The sequence below is a fragment of the Rhodococcus sp. BP22 genome, assembly GCF_014281965.1.
In the GTDB taxonomy this organism is placed as follows: domain Bacteria; phylum Actinomycetota; class Actinomycetes; order Mycobacteriales; family Mycobacteriaceae; genus Rhodococcoides.
Genome location: NZ_JACFTB010000006.1, coordinates 137,048 through 161,675 on the forward strand (window position 1 = coordinate 137,048; position 24,628 = coordinate 161,675).

The following is a 24,628-nucleotide window of genomic DNA, read 5'->3' on the forward strand; positions in this document are numbered from 1 at the left end:
ACGCAGTCCAGTAACAAGGTTCGAGAAAGGATTGACGATGTCGACTTCCAATGTGCTCCGACGTGACGATGGACTGGCCGGTAAGGTCGCAGTGATCACGGGAGGTGCCAGCGGCATTGGGCAGGCGCTGGCAGTGGCATACGCACGGGCCGGCGCAGCCAGCGTCGTAGGGTACTTCCCCAGCGACCCGCACGACGTGGAAAAGACCGTTGCCGCGGTGAAAGAAGCTGGCGGCCAATGCATCGCGGTGGCAGTCGACGTCCGCGACTCCGCGGAGGTCGAGGCCTTCGCCCAGCAGGCTGTCGACAAATACGGACGCCTGGACATCGCGGTTGCCAGCGCGGGGATCCTCCGCCGCGCGGCGATCGACGAGATGGATGATTCCACCTGGAACGGCATGTTGGACGTCGATCTCACGGGAGTATTGCGGACATTTCGGTCCGCAGCAGCGCGGATGACCGAAGGCGGAGCGATGATCGCTCTATCCTCGATTGCGGGTGGAGTGTACGGCTGGGACGAGCACGCGCATTACGCGGCGGCGAAGTCGGGTCTCCTCGGATTGTGCCGATCACTGGCGGTCGAGTTGGCGCCTCGTGGAATTCGAGTCAATGCGATCATCCCAGGCCTGATCGAAACACCGCAATCATTGGACGCCGAGAACTCGTTGGGAGCGGAAGGGTTGGCCCGGGCAAGCGCCGGTATTCCGGCAGGCAGAGTCGGCAGCGCCGACGAGGTTGCCCGCGCCATCCGATTCCTGACCAGCGAAGACGCCAGCTACATCACCGGCCAGCACCTCGTCGTCGACGGCGGCCTGACGATGAGGTTGCCCGGATGAGCGGGGAGAGCATGACGCTGAGGGCATTACACGGTCGACGGGCACTGATCACGGGAGCCGGCAGCGGTATCGGCGCGAGCATCGCTGATGCGTACGCTGCCGCGGGCGCGCGACTATTCCTGGCGGACCGCGACGAAGAGTCCCTCGACATTGTCCGGGAACGCCTCGAAAGAAACGGCACCACAGTGTCGACTGTCGTTGTAGATGTCGCCGACCGTGATCGAACTCGCGCAATGGTCGAGCAGTGTGTATCTGACCTCGGAGGCGTGGACGTGCTGGTCAACTCGGCAGGTACGGTGACCGAGTCTCCGTTTGTCGAGATGGAAGTCGACATGTGGGAGCAGATGATCGCAGTCGACTTGACCAGCGTGTTCCTGTGCTGTCGGTGGGCCGCCCCGCACATGGTAAAGCAGGGTGCCGGTCGCATAATCAACATCGCCAGCCAGTTGGGAATCAAGGGCGGAGTAGGCCTTGTCCACTACTCTGCGGCCAAGGCCGGCGTCATCGGGCTGACCAAAGCCCTGGCGAGGGAAATGGCTCCACATGGTGTGCTGGTCAATGCCATCGCGCCCGGCCCCATCGAGACTCCACTGCTGGGCGGCGTCGATACTGGATGGAAAGAAGCCATGCGAGCAGCGCTGCCACTGGGCAGATTCGGCTATGTCGAGGAGGTATCTCCCACCGCAGTTCTGCTGGCGAGCGACCCAGGTGGAAACCTCTATGTCGGACAAGTACTCGGTCCCAATTCCGGTGACGTGATGCCCTGAATCTTCCGTACGGACTGCGACTGTACCCATCCAGTGGGCTGGGGAGACAACCGTGGTGAACGGCACCGACAACTGCGATACGACGGGTACATCGTTGTACCGATCACTCCATCGTCTCGTACTCGCCTATATTCCAGCTGCTGCTGGTCGAACCTACCTGGATGATCCGAGGCGACGGGTCTAAATGAACGACTCGATGACGGCTCGGACAATGTGATGTGCGGTTCCGAAGGTGACGATGATCGCCAGAAACGACAGATCGACATCTTCGAACCGCGAGATCAGGGATGCTTCTGCAGTTACTCAGGCAGAGGGGAACCAACCCGCACGGCCGAGTAGAGCGGGCACGTCTTTATCCAGGGCACTACCCAGCCAGTTGGCGGCGTCGATCAGCACTCGTCCGTCCACACCGGTGTGAACTCCGGAGCGATCGAGCGCGTAGATCAGATCCTCGGATGCAATGTTGCCTGTCGCAGCCGGCGCGAATGGACATCCACCGAACCCACCGATGCTTGCGTCCAATGCACGTGCACCAGTGTCGAGCGCAGTCAATGCGTTGGCATAACCGGTGTTTCGCGTGTTGTGGAAATGCCAACGCTGGGGAACGCCGGGAGCATTCGCAGTCGCGATCTCTGCCAATCGGCGAACCTGAGCAGGAACCCCGACTCCAATAGTGTCAGCCAAAGCGATCTCCGCGGGATCGGCCTCGGCGATCTGCGCGACGATAGTGCCCACAAAGGCAGGATCGACCTCACCGCTGAACGGGCAACCGAAGGAAGCAGCGATGGTCACCGTGCCGGGGACACCCGCCTTTCGAGCCTCACGAATTACCTCTCGTGCGGTCCTCACCGCCTCCTCCACCGAGCATCCCTGGTTGCGCTGACTGAACTCCTCGGATGCCACGACCACCACGTTGATCTCGTCGACGCTCGCTGCGAGCGCTCTGTCGAGACCTCGACGGTTCAAGACCAGCCCGATGTAGGAAACGCCGTCGGGGCGCGGAACGCCGGCCATTACCTCCTCCGCACCGGCCATCTGCGGCACTCGCTTCGGGTTGACGAAACTCACGGCCTCGATTCGACGGACACCCGCGGTCACGCTCCGACCGATCAACTCGATCTTGGCGTCCACCGACAACAGGGCCTGCTCGTTCTGCAGCCCGTCACGAGGACCTACTTCCACAAGTTCTACCGCACTCATACAAGACATCCTCTCCCCTGAACCAATTGCATGCAATAGCTATGCGAAACAAAAAATTAACCCGGATTACGAGGACAAACACCGAACCTTGGGAATAGATTGTGAACAATTAATCGACAAGCGATCGGAGCCGCCCATGACGAGGGCCGTAGACCGCGTGTACTCCCACATTCGGGACAGCATCGTGTCAGGAAAATTTGCACCCGGCTCCCGCCTCGGCGAGGTTGAGCTCGCCGAGCTGACCGCGACCAGTCGTACACCGGTCCGGGAGGCGCTACGGCAACTGGAAATGGAAGGGCTCGTCGAGGTCCTTCCGAACAAGGGTGCCCGGGTATACGAATGGACAGCCGACGATCTCGACGAGATCTACGACCTGCGCATGACTCTGGAGGCGATGGCCGCGGCGCGCGCAGCCAAGCGCATCAGCGAGAAGGACGTCGACCGCCTGAGCGAGCTCTGCGATCTTATGGAGATCGCGGCGAGAGGCGGTGCAGCGCAACAACTCGACCTGATGGCCCAGCTGAACGACGAATTTCACTCCATCGTGCGCACCGCAGCAGCGAGCACCCGACTGATGCCGATGCTCGGCGCGGTGGTCCAACTTCCTCTGGTGTTGCGCACCTTTCACCGCTTCGCACCAGCCGATCTCACCCGTAGCCACGCGCACCATCGCGATCTCGTGGCAGCGCTGCGCGCCGGCGACGAAACGTGGGCCGACTCCGTCATGCGTGCACATGTGCGCGCCGCGAAACATGTTTTGTTGCAGTCACTCGAGGCCGATGAAAGAAGGAACAGCAAATGAGCAAGACACCCGCTGGACCACTGTCCGACCTGCGCGTGGTCGAAATGGGTCAACTTCTGGCAGGCCCCTTCTGCGGACAGCTGCTCGCAGACTTCGGCGCCGAAGTGATCAAGCTGGAGCCACCAGGCACCGGTGACCCGATGCGTCAGTGGGGCCGAGAGAAGTCGCACGGCAAGTCCCTTTGGTGGCCCGTCGTCGCGCGCAACAAGAAGTCGGTCACCTGCAACCTCCGCAGCGAGGAAGGGCAAGCGCTCGCACGCAGAATCATCGCTGATGCCGACATCGTCGTCGAAAATTTCCGACCGGGCACGCTCGAGCGATGGGGGCTGGGATTCGAGGAGATGCGCAAGATCAATCCACGACTGATCATGGCCAGAGTCACCGGGTACGGCCAGAACGGGCCTTACGCCCCCCGGGCCGGCTTCGGTTCGATCGGCGAGGCCATGGGCGGAATCCGTTACGTCACAGGCAATGCGGACATGCCACCGTCACGGAGCGGCATCTCGCTCGGCGACTCACTGGCGGCCGTCTTCGCGACCATCGGCGTCCTCACCGCGGTACATCACCGTGAGCGAACCGGGCGTGGGCAGCTAGTCGACTCTGCAATCTACGAAGCGGTGCTAGCGATGATGGAGTCATTGCTCCCGGAGTACGCGATCGGCGGTTACCAGCGAGAACGTACAGGTTCCGTGCTCCCCAACATCGCTCCGAGCAACGTGTACCCCACCAAGGGCGGGGAAATGATCCTCGTCGCGGCGAACCAGGATTCAGTCTTCGGACGCCTGGCCACGGCGATGGATCGAACAGACCTGATCGACAATCCTCTGTATTGCGATCACGCTGCGCGAGGAGCGAACATGGTCGAGCTGGACGACATCATCGGGGCGTGGACGGCGACGCGAGGAACCGACGAGGTCCTCGACATCCTGCACGAGGCCGGAGTTCCCGCGGGTCGCATCTACACCGCTCGTGACATGTTCGACGATCCGCATTTCAAGGCCCGCGAGGCCATCGTCCGGTTGGCGCATCCCGACTTCGGCGAGATTCCGATGGCCGGCGTCGTACCCAAACTCAGTGACAGCCCGGGCTCCGTCAACCACCCCGGACCCGAACTGGGAGAGCACAACTCCGAAATTTACGGACGTCTGCTCGGCATCTCCGAATCGGACCGGGTTGCGCTCGCCGAGCGCGGCATCATCTGAGCTCGACCACGCCCACCACCCACGCACCGCACATCACGGGAGAACACCTATGCGCTATCGACTCGGCGTCGACGTCGGCGGGACATTCACCGACGTGTTGCTACTCGAGGAGACCACTGGAATCACCTACCGAGCCAAGACTCCGTCGACCCCTGCGGATCAGTCCGTCGGAGTACTCAACGGTATCGCCAAGGTATGTTCCGAAGCTGATATCGAGCCTTCGGAGATCAGTCAGGTCCTGCACGGCACCACGGTTGCGACCAACGCGATCCTGCAAGGGCGGGGTGCCCGCGTCGGGCTCGTCACCACCGACGGATTCCGGCAGGTTCTACAGATCGCGCGGTCCTACGTGCCTGGAGGCCTTGCGGGATGGATCATCTGGCCCAAACCTGAGCCGCTCGCAGCACTCGAGAACACCGTCGAGATCATCGGCCGCATCGGCGCGGATGGCGGTGAGATCACACCTCTCGACGAGACGCAGGCGCGCGCACAACTCCAGCGTCTGGCTGGTTCCGGCATCGAAGCGTTGACCATCTCGCTGATCAATTCGTACGCGAACGACGCACACGAGAAGCAGGTTGCGAAGTGGGCCGAAGTCGAACTCCCGGGCATCCCGATCTCCATCTCGAGCCATGTCCTGCCCGAAATGCGTGAGTATGAGCGAACACTCACCACGGTCGCCAATAGCTACGTGCAACCCGAGGTCTCGCGCTACGTACGGAACCTCGACACATCGTTGCAAAACAAGGGCATCACCGCTCCGCTGTCGATCCTGCGTAGCGACGGCGGGTTGGTGCAATCGGCGAAAGCCGCCGAAGCCCCGGTCTCCCTGTTGTTGTCGGGCCCCGCAGGCGGAGTCACGGGAGCAGTCTGGTTCGCCGAGCAGGCCGGATTCTCGAACTTCCTCACATTCGACATGGGTGGCACATCCACGGACGTTGCCTTGGTGCTCGACGGTGAACCACGCATCGGACGCGAAACCAAGGTTGGTGACCTCGCCGTTCGCGCAACCAGTGTGGACGTCCGGACCGTGGGCGCCGGCGGTGGCTCCATCGCACATGTGCCGGAGTTGACGCGCGCACTTCGCGTGGGCCCGCAGTCCGCCGGCGCCGATCCAGGACCGGCTGCGTACGGCCAGGGCGGAACGGACCCCACCGTCACCGATGCGAACGTGGTGTTGGGATATCTACCGACCGCCTTGGCCGGCGGCGAGGTCGAACTCGACGTCGAGGCAAGCCGGAAAGCAGTTGCCACCATTGCCGATGCCATCGGCCTCGGCAGCCCCGAGGAGGCAGCGTCGGGCATCGTCGATATCGTCAACGAGAACATGTTCGGCGCACTGCGACTGGTGAGTGTGCAGCAAGGATTCGATCCCCGCGAATTCGCGCTCGTCTCGTTCGGTGGCGCGGGACCACTCCACGCCAACGCCCTCGGCCGCCTCACCGGATCGTGGCCGGTGATCGTGCCTCCGTCTCCCGGAGTGTTGTGCGCATACGGTGACGCCACCACCTGTCTTCGTGACGAGAGTGCACGCACAATGATTCGGGCGTTCTCCGCCATCGACAATGACGAATTACGCACTGCCCTTGCCGAATTGGCTGAATCGGCTGCCGCACGATTGAAGACGGAGGGAGTTGCCCCGGAACAACAGACGGCAAAATACCAAGTCGACCTCCGCTATCAGGGACAGGGGTTCGAGATTCCTGTCGATCTGGACCCGGCAGCACTTCAGTCCGGTGATCTGTTGTCGACGCTGGGAATCGCCTTCGACGACGAGCACCAGCGTCTGTTCTCGTTCTTGCTCGAGAACGAACGCGAGGTGATCAACCTCCGCGTCACCGTCAGCGGGCCGCGACCCGACGTAGCATTCCAGGCACTCGAAACCGGAGACGAGGATCCGTCCGCGGCTCTGGTATCGACGAACGAGGTGTGGATGGACGGAAAATACTGCTCGGCCGGCATCTACGACCGTTCAAAGTTGCTGGCGGGCAACATCGTGACCGGCCCGGCGGTCATTACAGAGATGGACTCGACGACGTTGGTGCTCTCCGGACACGCCGCGAGGGTGCATTCAAGTGCTTGCCTGTTGATCGATCCCGTCTGATCGGCGCCGAACACCGAAACCTTCCTCGCACAACTCGATTTCAGGAGAACTGATGGCAACGATCATCGAGACCTCGGAAACACCGTTCACCACGGTTCCGGTCGACCCGATCACGCTCGACATCATCGAGAACGCCCTACGCAACGCCCGAGCCGAGATGGACGAGGTGCTCTTCCGCACCGCACTGTCGCCCGGCATCCGCGAACAGCACGACGAATTCCCCCTCATCGCCGATCCAAAAGGAAAGATGGTGGTTGGTCAGTTCGGTCTGTCCGTCCCCGACTTCCTCGACAACTACAACGGAACCGTCGGCGAGGGCGACATTCTTCTGACCTCCGACCCCTACGCCTGTGGTGCCGCTATCAGTCATGCCAACGACTGGCTCATCGTCCTGCCGATCTTCCACAGCGGTCGCGTCGTCGGGTGGTCGTCGATGTTCGGTCATATGGCCGACGTCGGTGGCAAGACCCCTTCCTCCATGCCCACCGACGCGCACACCATCTTCGAGGAGGGCGTCATCATCCCGCCCTTCAAGCTCTACAGCGAAGGGCAGCTGAACAAAACTGCGCTCGACATCATTCTCAATCAGGTCCGCAAGCCCGACTGGAACCGCGCGGACCTGAACGGTTTGGTGGCGGCGTGCACCACTGCGTCGCGGCGCATCGTCGAACTGTGCGACCGCTTCGGTGTCGACGTCTACCTGTCGGCACTCGACGCGTTGCTCGAGCGGAACTACCAGGCGATGAAGGTCCTGTTGGCGGTATTGTTCGTCGACGGTGAGACGATCGAGTTCAGCGACTTCATCTGCGACGACGGATGTGGTTACGGCCCCTACGAACTCACGATCACGTTGACGCGGCACGGCGAGAAGATCCACCTCGATTTCAGTAAGGCTGCGCCGCAGGCGGTCGGCCCGATCAACTACTTCATCAACGAGAATCTGGTCCGGATGTTCTTCGGCATCTACGTCATCACGGTCGCCGATCCACAAATTCTGTGGAACGACGGGTTCTATCCGCTGATCGACGTGACCATCCCGGAGGACTCGTTCTGGAAACCGCGCTATCCCGCTGCACTCAACGGCCGCAACCATGGAATCGGCCGCGTCTTCGATCTCTTCGGTGGACTGTTGGGCAAGAACAATCCCGAAATCCTCAATGCCGCGGGCTTCTCGTCGTCGCCGCACTTCATGTACTCCGGACATTACGACGGAGGATCACGTGACGGTGAGTGGTTCCAGCTGTACTCCATCGGATTCGGCGGCATTCCCGGTCGACCGATGGGCGACGGGCCCGACGGGCATTCGCTGTGGCCGTCGTTCGTGAACATCCCGTGCGAGTACCTCGAGTCGTACTACCCATTGCGCATCGAGCGCTGGGAGACGGTAATCGACACCGGCGGAGCAGGATTGCACCGCGGCGGCAACGGTGTCGACGTCGCCTACTACTTCGAGGAGCCGGGAACGATCGCCATTCACGACGATCGCTGGCTCACCTACCCGTGGGGTGTGAACGGGGGCAAACCCGGTGCGCGCGGAAAGAAGTGGCTTATCCGAGCGTCGGGCGAGATCGAGATACTGCCCAGCAAGATCCACGACGTGGAGGTCGCACGTGGCGACGTTCTGCACTTCGTCACCTGGGGCGGCGGCGGCTGGGGAGACCCGTTCGCTCGCGACCCCGAGTTGGTCGGTCTCGAAGTTCAGCGCGGCCTCGTCAGCACCGAAGGAGCTCGTACCGGGTACGGAATCGTCTGCGACGCAGAGGGTTCAGTGGACTCCGATGCATCGACCATCCTTCGCGAGAAGATGGTGTCCGAACGCGGCGAGATCCAAGTTTTCGACAAGGGTCCATCCATCGAGGTACTACTCGAACGGTGCGAAGAGGAGACAGGACTGCCGGCACCTCGCCCGCCGGTGAACGTGCGTAAAGCCGTGCGCGCATGAACGATGCCCTCAGTTCGTATCGGCAGTCGGGGTTCGCCGGCGACCTGGGGCCGGGGCGCAGTGCCGCAGTGCTGGTCGTCGACATCGTCCAGGCATACCTCGTCGACGGGTCGCCTCTCCGCGCGCCCGTCGAGGCTGCCGTGAGCGCCGCCGCAGCTCTGGTCGCGGCGGCGAGGGACGCCGGGGTCCCCGTCGTCTTCACACGGGTCAGCTATCAGCCCGGTGGTCTCGACGGCGGCTTGTTCATGCACAAGATTCCCGCTCTGACAGTGTTCGAGGAGGGCTCTGCACTCGGCGACTTTCCGCCCGATCCGCGGCCTCTCGAGGGTGAGACTGTGGTGACGAAGCAGTACGCGAGCGCATTCTTCGGTACCTCACTCGCCGCGACGCTCACCGCACGCGGGATCGACACGCTCTACATCTGCGGGTTGACCACCAGTGGATGCATCCGCGCGAGCGCCACCGACGCTCTGCAACATGGCTTTCGGCCGTTGGTGGTTTCCGACGCCTGCGGCGATCGCGAGATCGGAATGCACGAGTCGAACCTGCTCGATCTGCAGGCCAAGTACGCAGACGTCCTCACCCTGGCTGAGGCACAGGAGCTACTCGGACGGTAGTTGTCGGCGACGGACAGAGTCCAGGTTGATTTAGCGAAAGAAAGGCCAGATAAAGTGCCGGCGTAGCCTTTACACCCAACCACGCGGACTTTGACAACGAGTCGCATTCGCTGTGAACCGCAGATCCAGGAAGGTCTGCGGTGCACAATTGTGGATCCAAGCCGCCTCGAGTGCCCCCAGTCGGACTCGAACCGACACTTGACGGATTCATGCGTAACCACCAGCACACCCTTTTTGCCGCGTTCTCAGGCGTAAAGCCGATCGTCGGTTGCTTAGCGCCTAAGGCCGTTTGAAGCCCTGTTACAGTCGAAATAGCTTGCACACCAGTATGTGTAGATCTATCGCGAAAAGACGCGTCAGAGCTGTTCTGCGTTGCACCAGTGGCTATGCCAGCGAGCTTTGTCTGTTCGACAGTCGTGTAATCGTTTGTACTCAGCCCTTTGCCGGCCACCTTGTCGACCTTCGTGGCGTTGATCGCCCCCTGGGCAGTTGAGACCGGTTCACCGGCATCCGACGTGTTATCCACATTCCCTAGGCCAATCTGACCCTTGGTGACTTAGTGCGGGTTATCTGTTGCAGACGTGTGGATAACTAGTGCCGCCTGTGCAGAACTCGCTATGGATGCGTCCTGTGCGTCGACGTACGACCTGTCGGCCTTGGCATCAATAGCATCTTCGATGTCAGTCAGCGTCTTCGCCGTGACCCTGCCATCACCTTCCATCCTGCAGCAACCTGCATCGGCGTACTGCACTCATGGGCACGGGTGATGGTCAGTAGGTTGCCGTCGAGCTACGGAGGTAGCCAATTTCGGCATTGTCATGGGTAGGCAGCTCAACAGCGTCAGAGAACACCGTCACCGGCATGTTCGGCTGGAAGCGTGTGCCATCACCGGGCATCAGCGTAAAGCTCTCCCCCGTTGTCGAGGGGGATGTGGGATCTGGACTGTGCCGATCAAGAGATTTACGTGAGAGTCAAACGATGCCATCTATCACTAATAAAACACATTACGACTGTCGACACCAGATGCCATTCTATCGCAGCAGATCAAACTCAGTCATGAGGACAAAGCGAGCCAGAGCAAACGATATGCCCACTAGTGCGGTCTCAATTAGCGCTGCGGTGTAAACCCACCGCCTGCAATTGCAACTATCGAAAAAGATCCAATCTACCCGAACAGCCCGACCGCAACCGTAATGTAAGCAGCGCGCCGGTCCTGGTACGATTCTAGGTTTCTCGCTTTTCGTGTAGCCCCCTTTATCTGATAAAACGGGACAACAATGTACTGGACTTCCAACTCGTCCCCTGAGTTTAGACAGTCCGCGGTTACGCTCGGTTGAATATCAGGCGTCGTGGCCGCCGATACTATCTGCTTCATGTCCCCCTTTTGTCCAACTTTGATATGCAATACGTTTCGCAGCTCGAACATCGTGTCGCCGTCGGCCTTCGCGCCTGTCTCAACCATCCGCTTAGCAACGTGAGGGTGGCAATCGTCGAAGTAAGCGGCAATCGCTTGCTCTAATTCGAACGTTGCCTTGAATCTTAAAGGGCGCCCGCCCGCCTGCATGTTTAATTTCTCAGTTATTTGATCTGCAATATAAGCATCTATTGATGGCACAAACGCATGATTTTGTACAGAGTTTAGTTCAGCATGTACTCGTACTGAGGACAGTAAGCGTTGACCGCAGCACCGATTGTGTAGCTCGCTTGATCAGTCGTTAGTCCCGATCCTGTACCCGCTGCCTGGTAACGCCGAATATCGACGCCTGAATCTAGGCCATCGCAGATCCCGTGAGCGACAGTCAAGGCGTCGGCTTCCTCCCCCACAGGGACACCGCCCAGTCTGAGGTTGGTCAAGTAAACCTCGTCAGGATTGTAGTCGACACCAGGAACCATGTCTTCCGGATTCATGGGTGCAGGTGGCGCCGGCACAATATCGATCGACTCACTTGGCCACGACCTGCTGGCTGTCGGCGAATCGGACGACGCGTTGTCCTGGCCCTCACCTCCCGAGCATGCCTGAACAATCGCAAAGATGATCAAACCGATGATGCACACCACGATCAAGACCGGCTTGAAGTTCAAGTTCTCCGCGGCGTTGCTCTTGTTTGCCATTGGTTCTCCTAAATCGGTGAGTTACTATGCCGATCGCGAGAACAGTCGAAAACGTTACTTTTCTATTGTATAAACATCACGAATGTGTTATATTAATAATCCAAATATGATAGTAAACTACAACACATACATTAACCTCAGATAAACCCTTGATTCCTTATTAAGTTGTCATAAATTGCCATGAGACATTCGAGTTGTAAAGTCAATAATATTTTTCGAAATGCAATCGAGTTATTCACAGATTCTGCACTTAAATGACTAGTAATTGATATAGCTTCTGTTGCCACCGCCACGGTCTTTGCGATTGAGTATCGCAACAACTGACTTCACGTCAGGGAGCACGGTCTGGATACGTTCTCTAAGTTCGGTCTCACTTGCGATCGTCTTGCGCTCGGTAGTTTGCTCCGGATACTTGTGTCCAGAGGCGACATCGAACCATGCGTTGCTTACGTGGAATGTGCTGTCACCAAGGCTCGCCACTTTGACCCTCAACTCGCCATCGCTCAGACGCTTAGCCATCGGTTTCAGGGAAGTCGAGCATTGTTCGATGACGTCGGGCACCTCTGGATTCGAGTGGCTACCTCGTTTGATGGACTCGACGGACTTTTCCATCACCGCCTTTAGCTCTTCAATTTTAGTTCTCAACTCGTCCTCCAGCTCACGCTGACGCGCCCTCACAGGTGCTTTGTGTGCGAACCAGAGGTTATAAAGGCCTAAAAGTAGCGACGCGACTGCGACAATGCCGACCAATACCTGCGTGCCAAATGGTGTCATGGGTAGATCTTAAGTTCTCCCGTACGACGGTTCACCGTATGCCGTAACCACCGTTCATCTGATTGAATGACCGGACTACGCCGCACCTGCTACGGACGCTTGCCGGCGTTCTGTAGAACAGGCAGATCAAGAGCACCGGCCCGTTGATCTGAACGCGCCTTGGTAAGGCGGGCATGAAACGAGTTGCGAGTATTCCCCATCAGGTTGAGCGGGAGGTCGTACTGCTCGATTAAGTCGCCTTCGAGCACCCAAGGCTCGGGATGCGTCACCCACGAAACGAACGCGTGTTTGTCCATCCAGTCGTTGATCGCCCACTCCCCTTGATGGAAGTGCAGCCTCCCAGATCCAACACGTCGTAGCTTAATGTCAAGTTCCTCTGACAGCAGCGATCCAAGAGTGAAGCGCAAGGTCGAACCGTATGCATTACCCCGGTAGTGGTAGCGGATACGTTTACGAATGTTCTGCTTACTGGGGGCTTTGCCGTTCATCGGCGGCCTGCTAGGGCTTATGCCTGCGTACAGGAGCGTCAGTCCATCCCGCTTTTGGCAGTCGGATGTGTCGATGTCACTTGATGGGAGTTGATCGAACCACCAACCGTAGACACCGGGCATGGCGGGAACGGGACACGGCCTGGTCAAGACTTCAGTGCGGTTGTAGAGCTGTGCGCCGAGGTAGAGGGAGTGGTGGTCGTTCATGTGCAGATCGTGTCACGTCACTATGACAGCGGACTGCCTAGTTGAATGCTCGGGTGACTGACAAGATCCCCGAGACTGATGTAGACGACTCCCCGTCAAAGATCCCACATATCATAGTCGTCGGTTTGCTCGTGGTCGGTGCTCTGGTTGTTATGAATCACCCCGGCGTGTCCGGAGATGATGTGCCCCGTGTTTCGTGGCGCCGTCATATTTGACTTCAGGCTACGGGTTGATGTGTGAAGTGTACGTTCTCGAACTCGATCGGTGTCAGCATCCCGAGAGCGCTGTGCCTGCGTTGGCGATTGTGAAAGATCTCGAGGTACTCGAACATGGCGTTGGCCAATTCGATCCTCGTTCTCCATCGCTTCCTGTTCAAGAGTTCGGTTTGCATTCTGCCCCAGAATGATTCGATGACAGCATTGTCGTAGCAATCGCCGATCGATCCCATCGACGGGACCAGTCCCGATTCGTGCGCCCGGCGGGTGAACGCCCACGATGTGAATTGCACTCCGTGGTCGGAATGAATCAAAGTGCCGGGCGTCGGGCCCCGATTCGAAATGGCCATTCCCAGAGCATTCGTCACCAACGTCGCCGTCTGAGAACTGTCGATAGACCACCCGACGACCCGCCTCGAAAACGTATCCAAGACAACGGCGCAGTAGACCTTGCCTTCGCGCGTAGGATGCTCCGTGATGTCTGTGACCCACAGTTTGTTCGGCTCCCCGCGGGCGAACTTACGGTCCACGAGATCGCTCGCAGTCGGGGTTTGATGCTTGGAACGCGCACGCTTGTTTCCCGGAAGTCCTTTCACACCAGCAGCTCTCATCAACAATTCGACACAACCGTGTCCGACGGCAATACCGTGACCAAGGGTGAGTTCAGCATGAACTCGGCGGGCCCCGTAGGTGCCATGCGAGGCGGTATGAACCTCGGTGATCAGCTGCGTCAGCCATGCGTGACGTAGCGAGCGTTCCGAGGGTGGGCGATTGCGCCACTCGTAGAAGCCGGACTCCGACGCCTCCAGAATGCGACATGCGGTTTGTACTGGTAGTCCTTCCTTTGCCATCACCTCGATCGCTTCGAACCGCCTTTTGGGAGCACCACCGACTTCAGCAGTTCCGTGGAGCGTTTGGCAATGGCGAGCTCGGTCTCCAGTTCGGCGATACGACGACGGGCGGCGGCGAGTTCGGCGCTCTCGATCGAGCTCAGCCCAGGCTTCTGCCCGGTATCGATGAGCTCCTGGTTACGCCAGTTGTAGATCGTCTGCTCGGTTACATCGAGACCTGAGGCGACCTCGGCGACCGTGCGTCCTGACTTCAACAGATCGAGCACTTTCCGGCGGAACTCGGGTGGATAACGTCGGGGCATCGTGGACCTCTCTCGGGTGCATCAATGCCTGAAGTAAAACAAACGAACTCCGGAAAACTCGGGGTACATCAAAGTCTCCGGACTTGCCGGGGTGATTCAGGCTGTTTTCTGCGCGGCGCGACTCGGTAATTCAGGTCGATTTTCCGATAAACAACTGTCGCACTGGAGGTTTGAGATACTCCCGGATAATCTACGATAAGTCTAATTATCGAATATTCACAGTTGGGAGAATGGATTGGATTCTCACGAACTACTCCCCTGCCGAGGCGCTCCCGCCGTCGAATGGAGCAGCGACGAGTATCGGGAACTCTTCGCAGACCAGCTCAGACAGGCGACCCGTTCCACTCACACAGCGCGCGCATACGACTCGGACCTCCGCCACTTCCGAAACTGGTGTTCGCAGCGGGGCGTCGCCGAGCTGCCCGCGACGGAGCCGACGGTCATCGCATACCTGCTCTACTTCGGAGATCCTCACGGGGACAGACTCCCTCCAGTTTCGCTGCTGAAGCAGTCGACACTCGCGAGGAGGATCGCCGGGATACGCGATGCTCACCGTCGGGCCGGACAACGATGGCCGGGGGGCGGCGAGGCTGGACCGGATCTGGTTGCCGCCACTCTCACATACATTGCAGTCCAACAGAAGTCCGGGGTTGACTCACCGGTTGCACTGTCCAGAGCCAGACTCCTCGCCGTACTCGAGGCGATCCCGGACACTCACCACGGGATCAGGAACAGAGCGATGCTCCAGGTCGGCTACTACGGGGCGCTCCGCTCCTCCGAGATTGTCGGGCTGGACCTGGAGGACATCACCTTTTCTGAGGGGTCCTTCCTCGACCGTGACGAGGGGATGACAATCCAGATTCGGTCCTCGAAGACCGACCGGAAGGGCCGCGGCCAGCAGGTCTGTGTGAACTACTCCGGCGACAGAAGGAGCTGTCCTGTCCGCGCTCTGCAGCGTTGGATCCAGACACGAGGGAGCGGAGATGGGCCGCTCTTCACCAATCTGTGGGGAAACGGAGTCGGTCAGTCCAGCCGGCTGACCACTCACACTGTGACGACAATACTCAAGCAGTCACTCGCAAAAGCCGGGACTGATCCGAGTCGGTACTCCGCGCACTCACTCCGTTCTGGATTCGCAACGGCAGCAGCAGCACTCGATGTTCCCGCCCGACTGATCAAACAGCAGACCCGGCATTCCTCCTACGAGATGGTGGACAGATACATCCAATCGGGATCATCTCTGAGCCAGAACGCGACCAGGTACATGGTGTGAGCGGGGCGGAGTGCAGGCCAAGGAGTCCGCCGACACGACAGCTCCTCGTCGGTATCAGAAGAGGACGGCTCTCCACGATGAAGGCCGCATCCGACCAGACGTCATCGCGGGCGCGACCGGTCAGTCCAGTATCAAGCACCCCGTCACTACCCAAGCCAGACTCAGAACTGAAAGTGAGACAGCAGAAATGGGACAGACATCTTCATGGGACAACAGCCGAGAGTCTGCAGATTTGTACCGTAGAATCAAGAACCCAAGAACCGCAGCGGACTTCAGACTGTCCGAGCGATACACCAACCCGACGACCGACGCAGACTGGAAGATGAGGGAGAGAGCCGACGCGGAAGCACTCCGGCGTGCAGGTTTCTTCGAAAGTCAGTCCGGCCGACTCCTCATGATCGTGATCATCGCAGTCTTCCTCCTCTGGATGTACATCGCGGTGATCTGAGCGAGGAACAGGCTGCCGACTACGGAGGTGCATACCGTTTCTGGAATTGAACTCTGTTCTACCACAGTGGTTCTCAAGGTTAACCTCTCATGGATTGAGCGGGATACGAGTAGCCCCTCTTACTTCTATCTCCCTTCCTTCTCCTTGATTTATGGTTGGTGTGAGTGATGGTTAGGAGAAGATAGGCAGATAGAGGCCCACTCTGCGAACCACAGCGAGGGTCCGATAAGCCTATCCCTTATCAGATTCCGCCTCTCCTTCTATTAGTCGCTTCGCGCCCAGGAGATCGAGACGTCGCTACGCGCTGGTGGTCTGCGACGCAGGTCGGCGAGAGGGTTCTTCGAGGATGTCTGGCGCCATCGAGACTGCACGAACTTTTTCTGTGATCGATAGTCTGCGATCACAATCTTGCGAATCGCTCGAGGCGGGATATCAAATTTTGAGATAGTGAAGATGCGCAGGACGATGACCTATCGATCTTGACACGGTGACTGGACCAGGACAAAAAAGAAAGTGAGAGCTTTCAGATCAGTCGGGCAGCAGACATAGACTGGCTATCCAGCGTCCTGTCAGCCATCGCTGCTTGCCCAATCATGTTCGAGGAGTTCCATTGTGACCGAGTATCAACATGACATCTTCTTCACCGGGCTGATCCATCCTCAGGCCGGATCCTGGCACATCGACCGTCCTGTTGTGATCCAGGAGAGTGGCCGGCTGATCGAGGTGTACTTCCGTGACTCAGCATTCAACGTCCGGGTCAACTTTACTGACGGTCACCAACTGGGTCACGATGAGGAGCAGGACGGGACTTGGCTGAACCCGATCTGGTACGAGGTCGAGGCTGTGGTCCGGGCTGTGATTGACTCACTCGGCTTCGTCATCGCGGCCTCCCTTGAGATAGAAATGACGACGGGTCGGGCGGACGGCAGTGCGATCGTCGGCGGGCTGATGGCTCTGCCTGCATTCGCCAGAGTGGAGAACGGCCGGGTTGAACCGCAACTGTTCGGCAGGTATCTGGCTGCGGTACAGGGGAACGCCAATGTCCGACACGCACTCGCGGACATGCGGATGGCTCTACGTCTCACCACTGATACTGCCTTCTATTGCTACCGCGCAATCGAATGTATCCGTCATGAGTTCGTCGATCCAGAAGATGGCGCCAAGCCCGCTCCCTCGTGGGCGCGGATGCATGCGGCACTGGGAACCACGCAGTCGGAGATGGAACCACTGACCCGCCTCGCCACAGCGCGGCGCCATGGGGAAAGCCTGCCGCTTGCGCATGGCGATCGCCTTACGTGGCTCCGCTGGACTCGCTCGGTGGTCGGCCGCTACATCGAGGACTACCTGCCTAGTGCCAAATAGTTAGTGTTCGCGGTTGACCTCGGGACCGCGTACGCAGATGAAGGGACTATCTGGGTGAGCGAATGATCCAAGCGTCTCGCCACCCATGGCAAGTGTGGTCCAGCGTCCACTATTGGTGATGGTGGGGAGGCTCAGATATCAGTCTGGCAGAAAGGACGCAGCCGTATACATCAAAGTCTGCGCACCTATCGCCATCGAGTTTTACTCCGTCCGGCAAAGGTGCCCAGGAGTGTTACGCATCGGCTCGGAATTTTTCCAATCGTGACTCAACATCGACAAACAGACCGCGCACGGCCAACCGTCGGAAGTAAATTCCGAGAACAAGGCTGGCCATCCCGATGCAGTACGGTCCCAGCTGCCACCCAAATTCCAGATTCTTCCCTTTCAGAGCTTGGTATGCGGGAGCCCCCATTGCTAATAGGAAGCCGTAGACAGCACACCAATTCGCGACTGTCCGCCTTGCATTCCAATGGGTCGGCGACATGTAGTCCGGTAGCGCCAGAGTTAACATCACGGCTTGCCGGTCTACCCCGTCCCTGAGGGAAGCGTGGGCGACAGAACCTGGTTCGAGAAGTGCAAGAAGTTCGACGTCAGCCTTCAATCGCTCTCGCGCATCCCTCGCACGAAGCCTCGCCGCCGCGAAGGGAGACACGATCGCAACTATCGCAAGGATGATCGGGACGCTCGCCGCAAACCACGATGACATTGGAGGAGTGTTCCATACGCGCGGTGATTGTCACCGCGGACACCGTGCCCCAGGGGTGAGCGCTTTGGTAACGAACTCTTTCGGGGCCGACCCGACAGAACCTCTTTCGGTGACAGTGCTGACTCGATACGCTCGTCACATGGGACAGCAGCGACGCGAGGTGACTGTTGGGATCGACGACTTCGCTGACGCCTCCGAACCTTCTTGCGCTCAGTCGATTCAAGCACCGAGCTCGTTGTCTCAGATTACGGTGCACCTCGGTGGCGAGTAGTGCTATACGTCGATCAGAAGGCCACCGACTGAGACGCGATGGTCGCGCGGCGAGGAATTTGGCCCGCTACTAGCTCCGGGAACTTCACAGCGCCGACCACCAAGCTGCCTCACGGCGTGGCCTCCGAGTGGATCCTCGACGAACTTCGCGACGACCTCTAATCTGTAGGGCCTTTGCTAGTAGCCGGCGTGCCCGCTGACGCAGTTTTCGAGTAAGAAGCGCTCGTTCTCTACGAAAGTCGGATTGTTCCGTCACGTCGATCAGAAGGCGATGCAACCTCGGCGGCTCCCCGACCGAGTATCGGTTCCTGGAAGTCTCGCCGTCGGCCCAGCTTCGAGTCACATCTCGTCCCGCTGTGTCATCGTGGACGGGTGGCGAAGAGACGACTACCTGGCGTGTTCTGTATAGAGAGCGACTGGGAGGTCTCGATGGAGAGCAAGCAGAGCGTGGAGCCGACCCTGCAGGCGCTCGAACGCGGCGAGTACATCCGACTGATCAGGCGGAGTGCGAACACCGTCGGAGAGCTGGAACTGTACCTGGACCGGTGGTTTGAGAAGCGCCACCAAGACTTCTCGCTCGCCTACCTCTGCTTCCATGGCACCGCGCGGACTCTTCACTTCGAAGGTGATGAACTTTCACTCGTTGACCTCGGAACGCTGATCGGGGGACGAGCGCAGGGCAAGATCCTCCACTTTGGGTCGTGCCGGGTTATGGCCGCAACGGACGAGGAGCTCCAGACGTTCTGCCGATCGACCGGAGTCAGAGCGATCACGGGCTACACCAAGGACATCGAATGGCTGGAGTCCTCCGCATTCGAACTGCTGCTGATCCCGGACGTGATCCACGCTGTGAAACTGAAGTCCTCGTACGACCGAATGTTTCGGATCTACCCCGACCTCGCAAAGCGGCTGGGTTTCAGAATGTCTCACGCAACATGGACCTCAGAACGCGTTCGTTGACACCGTCTCGATCTGTAGGTATCTCAGCTGGCTCAATGTCAACCCGAGCGAAGACTGTCGCAATCCGCGCCTACGATCTGCTGATTGCATTTAGCTCGACCCGATTCAAATGAACGGTGGTTCGCAGTCGTGGTTTCTTCGCGGTGATCGGTGTGATCGCCTTCCTGGCCGGATTGATGGCGTTCTACGTCGGATTCCAGGAACCCGAGAAAGGCTCATCAGGAGGCGGGCGGTTCAGAGCTCAGCAACGCTGAGGCTAAAAGTGCAAGACCGGGCGTACTACCGCTCAATCATAAATACCTTGAGGGTTCACTTCGCATCTCTCGGCCCATCGAGGGTCAGCGTCAGCCATGATGCCGCAGCGCTGACGTAATCTGCGGGTCTCGAGTCGTGGATACTGAACCGGTGCGAATCATCGATTACAGCATCGAGGGCGGAACGCTCTACTACCTTGATGCTACTGAGCTTCCGGAGAAGACCCAAGAACGGATTGCGTACAGGAAGAATCGTGGCCTTCCGGTCCCAATGATTACTTCGCGTGCGACGACGCCGCAGGTCGAGAAAGCGCCAGACGCCGATATTGTAGGCATGATTGTCGCGTTCCTCGGAATGTCCGGCGTGATCGGCGGTGTGACCGGCGTAATCTTCAACGGTACCGCTGGACTTGTCCTCGGGTCTGCACTAGCAATAATCCTGGTCATTTCTGCAATCAAAGACCACCCAAACGCGCAACGTCGCCTGGCCGAACATAACCAGCGCGAGTTCACGCGTGATGACTTCAGCGCAATGCGATCCGGTACGAAGAGCCTCGACCTCCCCAGACTTCCCGACAGCGCAGGGGAGAAGACCAGCAAGAACGCACTCCAACGTCGCAGCCGCGAAGACCAGTTGCTTTACATGGTGAAACTCGCGACGATCCTCAAAAAGGCTATCGTAAACACTGAATCATGGCGGACGGCGTACCTCGACACACATCGCGGCATGTTCAGTCCGTCCGCGGACGAACGCCAATTCATCCAGCACGCGATCAAGCTGCTTCTCGCCTACCAGAAGCTAGGCGTGGCTCCAGAGGGCAGCACCACCACAGCGTTGATGGCGGGCGAAGCGTATGAGATCGCACTCCGCCCGCTCGATCTGGTGCGAGACAATCTGATCGAGCGGATTACTGCACTCGACAGCTATCACCGCCACCTGGTTGCGCTGGACCAGGAGCTCGCCAACGCGGCGACCGCGAAGCGAGCTCTGTCGATCGATGACGACCTTTTGGAGCTCTTCCAGAACACCGTCGGGGATGAGTTCGCCACTGCTCAGATCCAGCATCTGACGGAGAACGCGCAGGCGATGGCAGGGGCCGTGAATGAGCTCGTCGAGGCGTTGAACCGAGATTTGCACACGCTCGTCGCGCTCGCGCCCCGGGAGAAAACTCACGCTATCGAAACGCGTCTGCAATCGACCGAACCTGAGGCCCGACCCGAGCCAGACCTAGAGGCGATGGATGATCCGCGTTGCGACCATGAACAGGCATGGTGAACGGCACATCTGGGAAGTCCAGCCTGATGGCTACTGGGTGCTGATGGCTACTGGGTGCTGGTGGAGAGAGGTGGCAGGCACCGCGGCGATGTCTCTGGACGATCTAGTTCGCGGAGGAGCAAACCGAGTTGGAGTCGTAGGGATAGCCGATGGTCGAGTGAAGCTGCGGTCCTCGCTGTAACACGGCGATCGAATGCTCAGATAGATCAGTGGCATCCTGCCGGTTCTCAAGCAATTGGGATCGCTCCAGCTTCTGTTGAGATCGGAATATTATGACTCCCACCGCTTTAGGTCTGTCTGAGAAGAGAGCAGCCATCTGGCAGTCGACGGTGGAGAGCTACTGGCAGAGTGAGCCCCTCGTGGCTATAGCCCTCACCAAGCACGCCCAAAAAGGGCGTCTCGCACTCATTCTGACCGATCAGCGTGTGTTGATCTACTACGTCGATCCAGCCACCATGCTCCCATCTCAGACCACCTACGCGGTCATCTTGAACTCCGGGATCAGGGAGCTGAATCTCCGGAAGCGCACGCTCGCACTCAACGGCCACCAGCTCAAGTTCAAGCGTCAGGGCTCCGCGGCAACCGCCGCCTCACTTCTGTCGGATCTCTCGGGGACGTCAGTTGAACATGGCGAGCCGACGTCCATCGCCAAAGTGACAGCTAAGTTGCCGCGCGCGGCAAAGGCACGGAAGGGATTAGTCGCCGGGTTAGCCATCGCCGTTGTCGCAGTCGCCGTCACAGTGGGCTTTCTCGTTGTCGATGGGCCTGATAGCTCGACCGCAGACCTCGCCGACTCCGTTATCGAATCGACAAGCACAGCCGCAGTGACGACCACTTCACCCACACCGCCCGCTCCAGTTGAGACGCCCGCAACCAGACAGCCGTCGTCGTCGTCGAATGCGAACGCCGAATTCCTCTCCCGGGTTACAGATATCGACATCTTCATCGAAGGTTCCGACAAGCTGAAGATCGGCAGAGTGCTCTGCAGTTCGCTGGAACGGGGAGACTCAACGCGGTCAGTAGTGGTCCAGATGCAGAACGCGGAGTATCAGCCAGACGAGATCGGCAGCTACCTCGGAGCAGCGACTTCAACACTGTGCCCGTCGTTCTACTCAAGTGTCGAGAGAGACCTCAATTCATTTTTGCCGGGCAATTGAGCCCATACCCGTAGAGATACCAACTGACATCCTCAGCACATGTCTGCGAGAACACTTCGGATAGCCTCCGCTGAACCATTGAAGAAGGAGCTCAAGTGCATTCCGACAGTCTGGACCCGCTCGACGCCCTCGCTGCGCACCCGCTCTACCAGCTCTCCACAGCCGGCCAAGAGCTGTTCCACACCAACATGCTGTACTGGCTGATCAAGGAACACCCCACCGCAGCTGCTCCAGTCCTTAAGCTGTTCGGCCTGTCGACGGCACCTGAGCGTACGACTTCCGTATCGAGGGAGTGGCAACACTTCGATCTATTCGTTGACAATGGGGTCGGCCAGGTCGTCCTTGAGAACAAACTCCACGCATTTCCTGACATCGCGCAGCTCGAACGGTATCGAGCCGATCTGCCTCTGCCATACCAGTCGGGGACGGCCAAGTTTGTGCTGCTGTCGATCATCGAGCCGCTCTTCACGATGCCTGAACCGTGGACCCATATCGGTTACCAACAGCTTATCGGCCCGATCGAGGACACATCCGCTGCACTTCGGCCAGCGAGTGTCTTCGGCGCAGCTCTGCTTGACGAGTATGTGGGCCTGCTCCGACTCCTCCTTCGGTTCCGGGCCGATATCGAGTCACGCACCTCCTCAGACCAACCGGTCCTGCTCGATAAAGCAACACGGACACGGTACCAAGAAGGACGGGTACTGTCGCTCGTCGAGAAGTACAGGATCAGCGCGCTCTCCAGGATGATTCAACTCGAAGTCGGCCAGAAGGAGATCGGACTCGGGCTGACTAACACCCATGCGATTGCTGGCTATTTCGTGACCACATCGGACGGCCACGCTGTTGGATGGCAGTACCAGGCAGGGAAGCTGCGCCTCGCGATACAGCTCGACGTCGACTCCCCCGAGCAGTGGCGGGGCAAGGTCAATGAGCGCGAGGCCGCCGCGGACGCCATCGGTGCGAAGATCTTCGACAATGATGAATTACGAGCTCTCACAGTGGCTCTCACTCCGTACGGTGGCAAGCGGAACTGGTTGGTCTTCCAGCCTAACTTTCTCTACAAGTACAGCTCGGTCACCGAAAACACCACTTACAGCGAACTGGCCGAGATCTGCATTGCCCTGATTCGCTACCTCGATGGCACGGTTCCGGGAACTCAATCGGAGACCTGACGTAGGGGACAATGGGCTACCACAACCGGTTAGACCCATAGATGGAGCCCGAGAGGAAAGCTTTCACAATGCAAGGGATAAAGGTCAATTTGGGAAGGCGTCGAGCTGGAGCCAATGGATGCCCCCGCACACCTCGGACTGGCCCGAATCCCGACAGTGACTAGCCGGCACGCGGAGCCGGTCTGACTCCTGGTCGACTCGAAGGTATATACGATCGTACGCGACTAGATCAGGGGCACAATGTGTTTGGACAATCCGATGCGAGTCCGACAGTCGGCGAAGAGTTGCTGGGTCTTGCGAGATGCCGACGAACTGCGTGCCGATGACGACGGACAGCAAGCCGAGCAGTATTGGAGCATACGAATTGCTCGACCTAGCCGCAGATGTTCCCGGACAAGTGTGAACTCTTCTTCAGAGACCGGATCTCATCTCGGCGATAACGACTCTGACTCTGACTCTGACTCTAGGAGAGGCTATCTCCACGATCGGGAAGAAGATGCGGCGTGAGACTCGCACCATCACGAAAGCCCGACTCTCCGGCGACCTGATCGCTCCCCCCTCACAACGGCGGGCACCTTTACCCAAGTTTCCAGTTCGACACCGAACAGCAGTTGGTCTGCCCGGTCGCGGCGCATGCAAACCGGAAGCTGCGCGCCGGAGACGATCCGTGGGAGGCGCTGTACTGGTGGACCTCCGAATACAGAGGGGCCCAATCCGGCGTCCCGGCTGAACCGCGATGCACTCACCGAAGGCGCGATCAACCTGATGCTCGCAACGCGAACAGCGACGGGCTGACTTTCGTCAGAACCTCGATCCGGCCATTCCAGCACACTTGTCAGTGGTGAGTCGTAGTCTCAAAATTATCCACCGGGATGAGAGCGAGGCTCACCATGGGAACAGACATTTCTCCCGATCCAGCCATGATTAGGAGTCGCTGGATCTGCGCTAAACACGGAGTCCCGATCAAGTTTCTCGAAGGAAGTCTCAACTCAGCGGTGGGAGCGCTCGGAACATCACCGAATATTGCGCTGCGGGGTGCGATCATCCACGGTTTCACAGGTGCGTCACCGTTCTGCTCCCATTGTGGCGATGACCTCTACCTGATCTCAACCGGTGACTCCGTCGACTTCCTCGTGATCTGCAAGACCTGTAGAGAACCGCGCGCCGCGACCGAGCACAAGCCGGTCGGTGCGAATCCGACTGCATCCGCTGGGAACCCAGAGATGTACGACCCTCGCACCTACGCTGACTCCCACCTTCTCGACAGCCCGATCTCAGAACTGCCGATCTGGGTGGCTGGACTGACTCCGAATTGCAGCGCGCCCCACACCC

The 24,628-nt window shown here is 59.1% G+C and carries 19 protein-coding genes and 1 pseudogene; 14 read left to right on the forward strand and 6 right to left on the reverse strand.

Annotated elements, in window-relative coordinates; genetic code table 11:
* The first annotated feature begins 37 nt into the window (after positions 1-37).
* Positions 38-835, forward strand: a complete 798-nt coding sequence (locus H2510_RS14495) for an SDR family NAD(P)-dependent oxidoreductase (RefSeq protein WP_222438753.1) — start codon at positions 38-40, stop codon at positions 833-835.
* Positions 832-1,602 (forward strand): SDR family NAD(P)-dependent oxidoreductase, encoded by a 771-nt coding sequence (locus H2510_RS14500; RefSeq protein ID WP_261392950.1) that lies wholly within the window; start codon positions 832-834, stop codon positions 1,600-1,602. The genes H2510_RS14495 and H2510_RS14500 overlap by 4 nt, the downstream gene beginning before the upstream one ends.
* A gap of 303 nt (positions 1,603-1,905) precedes the next feature.
* Here the strand turns inward: H2510_RS14500 and H2510_RS14505 are convergent, their stop codons facing one another.
* Positions 1,906-2,802, reverse strand: a complete 897-nt coding sequence (locus H2510_RS14505; protein ID WP_186629009.1) for a hydroxymethylglutaryl-CoA lyase — start codon at positions 2,800-2,802, stop codon at positions 1,906-1,908.
* Between the two features lie 136 nt (positions 2,803-2,938).
* Here H2510_RS14505 and H2510_RS14510 point away from each other — a divergent pair, with 136 nt between their 5' ends.
* From H2510_RS14510 to H2510_RS14530, 5 genes are read left to right on the forward strand one after another with little or no spacing between them, the layout of a single operon-like run.
* Complete coding sequence (locus tag H2510_RS14510; RefSeq protein ID WP_186629010.1) at positions 2,939-3,604, forward strand: GntR family transcriptional regulator; 666 nt, start codon at positions 2,939-2,941, stop codon at positions 3,602-3,604.
* On the forward strand, positions 3,601-4,806 hold the full coding sequence (locus H2510_RS14515) for a CaiB/BaiF CoA-transferase family protein (protein ID WP_186629011.1): 1,206 nt from the start codon (positions 3,601-3,603) through the stop codon (positions 4,804-4,806). Before H2510_RS14510 ends, H2510_RS14515 begins: the two co-directional genes overlap by 4 nt.
* Positions 4,807-4,855: 49 nt before the next feature.
* The gene (locus H2510_RS14520) at positions 4,856-6,910 is read left to right on the forward strand and encodes a hydantoinase/oxoprolinase family protein (RefSeq protein ID WP_186629012.1); all 2,055 of its coding nucleotides are present in this window, start codon (positions 4,856-4,858) and stop codon (positions 6,908-6,910) included.
* 52 nt (positions 6,911-6,962) lie between these two features.
* Entirely contained in the window at positions 6,963-8,852 is a 1,890-nt protein-coding gene (locus tag H2510_RS14525; protein ID WP_186629013.1) for a hydantoinase B/oxoprolinase family protein, read from the forward strand.
* Positions 8,849-9,469 (forward strand): isochorismatase family protein, encoded by a 621-nt coding sequence (locus H2510_RS14530; RefSeq protein ID WP_186629014.1) that lies wholly within the window; start codon positions 8,849-8,851, stop codon positions 9,467-9,469. Before H2510_RS14525 ends, H2510_RS14530 begins: the two co-directional genes overlap by 4 nt.
* 1,165 nt (positions 9,470-10,634) lie before the next feature.
* Here the strand turns inward: H2510_RS14530 and H2510_RS14535 are convergent.
* The 5 genes and pseudogenes from H2510_RS14535 to H2510_RS14555 form a co-directional block, all read right to left on the reverse strand.
* On the reverse strand, positions 10,635-11,084 hold the full coding sequence (locus H2510_RS14535; protein ID WP_186629015.1) for a hypothetical protein: 450 nt from the start codon (positions 11,082-11,084) through the stop codon (positions 10,635-10,637).
* A 23-nt stretch (positions 11,085-11,107) separates the two neighbouring features.
* Positions 11,108-11,581 carry a DUF732 domain-containing protein gene (locus H2510_RS14540; RefSeq protein ID WP_186629016.1) on the reverse strand — a complete coding sequence of 158 codons (474 nt, stop codon included), beginning with the start codon at positions 11,579-11,581 and terminating at the stop codon, positions 11,108-11,110.
* A gap of 258 nt (positions 11,582-11,839) precedes the next feature.
* Entirely contained in the window at positions 11,840-12,355 is a 516-nt protein-coding gene (locus H2510_RS14545; RefSeq protein ID WP_186629017.1) for a hypothetical protein, read from the reverse strand.
* 89 nt (positions 12,356-12,444) lie between these two features.
* Complete coding sequence (locus H2510_RS14550; protein ID WP_186629018.1) at positions 12,445-13,050, reverse strand: GIY-YIG nuclease family protein; 606 nt, start codon at positions 13,048-13,050, stop codon at positions 12,445-12,447.
* 217 nt (positions 13,051-13,267) lie between these two features.
* Positions 13,268-14,418, reverse strand: a pseudogene (locus H2510_RS14555) (IS3 family transposase).
* A 235-nt stretch (positions 14,419-14,653) separates the two neighbouring features.
* Here H2510_RS14555 and H2510_RS14560 point away from each other — a divergent pair.
* From H2510_RS14560 to H2510_RS14590, 7 genes are all read left to right on the forward strand, one after another.
* Positions 14,654-15,691 (forward strand): site-specific integrase, encoded by a 1,038-nt coding sequence (locus H2510_RS14560; protein ID WP_186629019.1) that lies wholly within the window; start codon positions 14,654-14,656, stop codon positions 15,689-15,691.
* Positions 15,692-15,923: 232 nt separating this feature from the next.
* Positions 15,924-16,139 carry a hypothetical protein gene (locus H2510_RS14565; RefSeq protein WP_186629020.1) on the forward strand — a complete coding sequence of 72 codons (216 nt, stop codon included), beginning with the start codon at positions 15,924-15,926 and terminating at the stop codon, positions 16,137-16,139.
* A 612-nt stretch (positions 16,140-16,751) separates the two neighbouring features.
* Positions 16,752-17,501: a hypothetical protein gene (locus H2510_RS14570; RefSeq protein WP_315901382.1), complete on the forward strand. Its 750-nt coding sequence runs from the start codon at positions 16,752-16,754 to the stop codon at positions 17,499-17,501.
* A gap of 1,372 nt (positions 17,502-18,873) precedes the next feature.
* A complete protein-coding gene (locus H2510_RS14575; RefSeq protein WP_315901389.1) occupies positions 18,874-19,437 on the forward strand; it encodes a DUF6642 family protein in 564 nt (187 codons plus the stop codon).
* 405 nt (positions 19,438-19,842) lie between these two features.
* On the forward strand, positions 19,843-20,967 hold the full coding sequence (locus H2510_RS14580; RefSeq protein ID WP_186629022.1) for a hypothetical protein: 1,125 nt from the start codon (positions 19,843-19,845) through the stop codon (positions 20,965-20,967).
* A gap of 359 nt (positions 20,968-21,326) precedes the next feature.
* Positions 21,327-22,124 (forward strand): DUF732 domain-containing protein, encoded by a 798-nt coding sequence (locus H2510_RS14585; protein WP_186629023.1) that lies wholly within the window; start codon positions 21,327-21,329, stop codon positions 22,122-22,124.
* A 95-nt stretch (positions 22,125-22,219) separates the two neighbouring features.
* On the forward strand, positions 22,220-23,296 hold the full coding sequence (locus H2510_RS14590) for a PD-(D/E)XK nuclease family protein (protein ID WP_186629024.1): 1,077 nt from the start codon (positions 22,220-22,222) through the stop codon (positions 23,294-23,296).
* Positions 23,297-24,628: the final 1,332 nt, after the last annotated feature.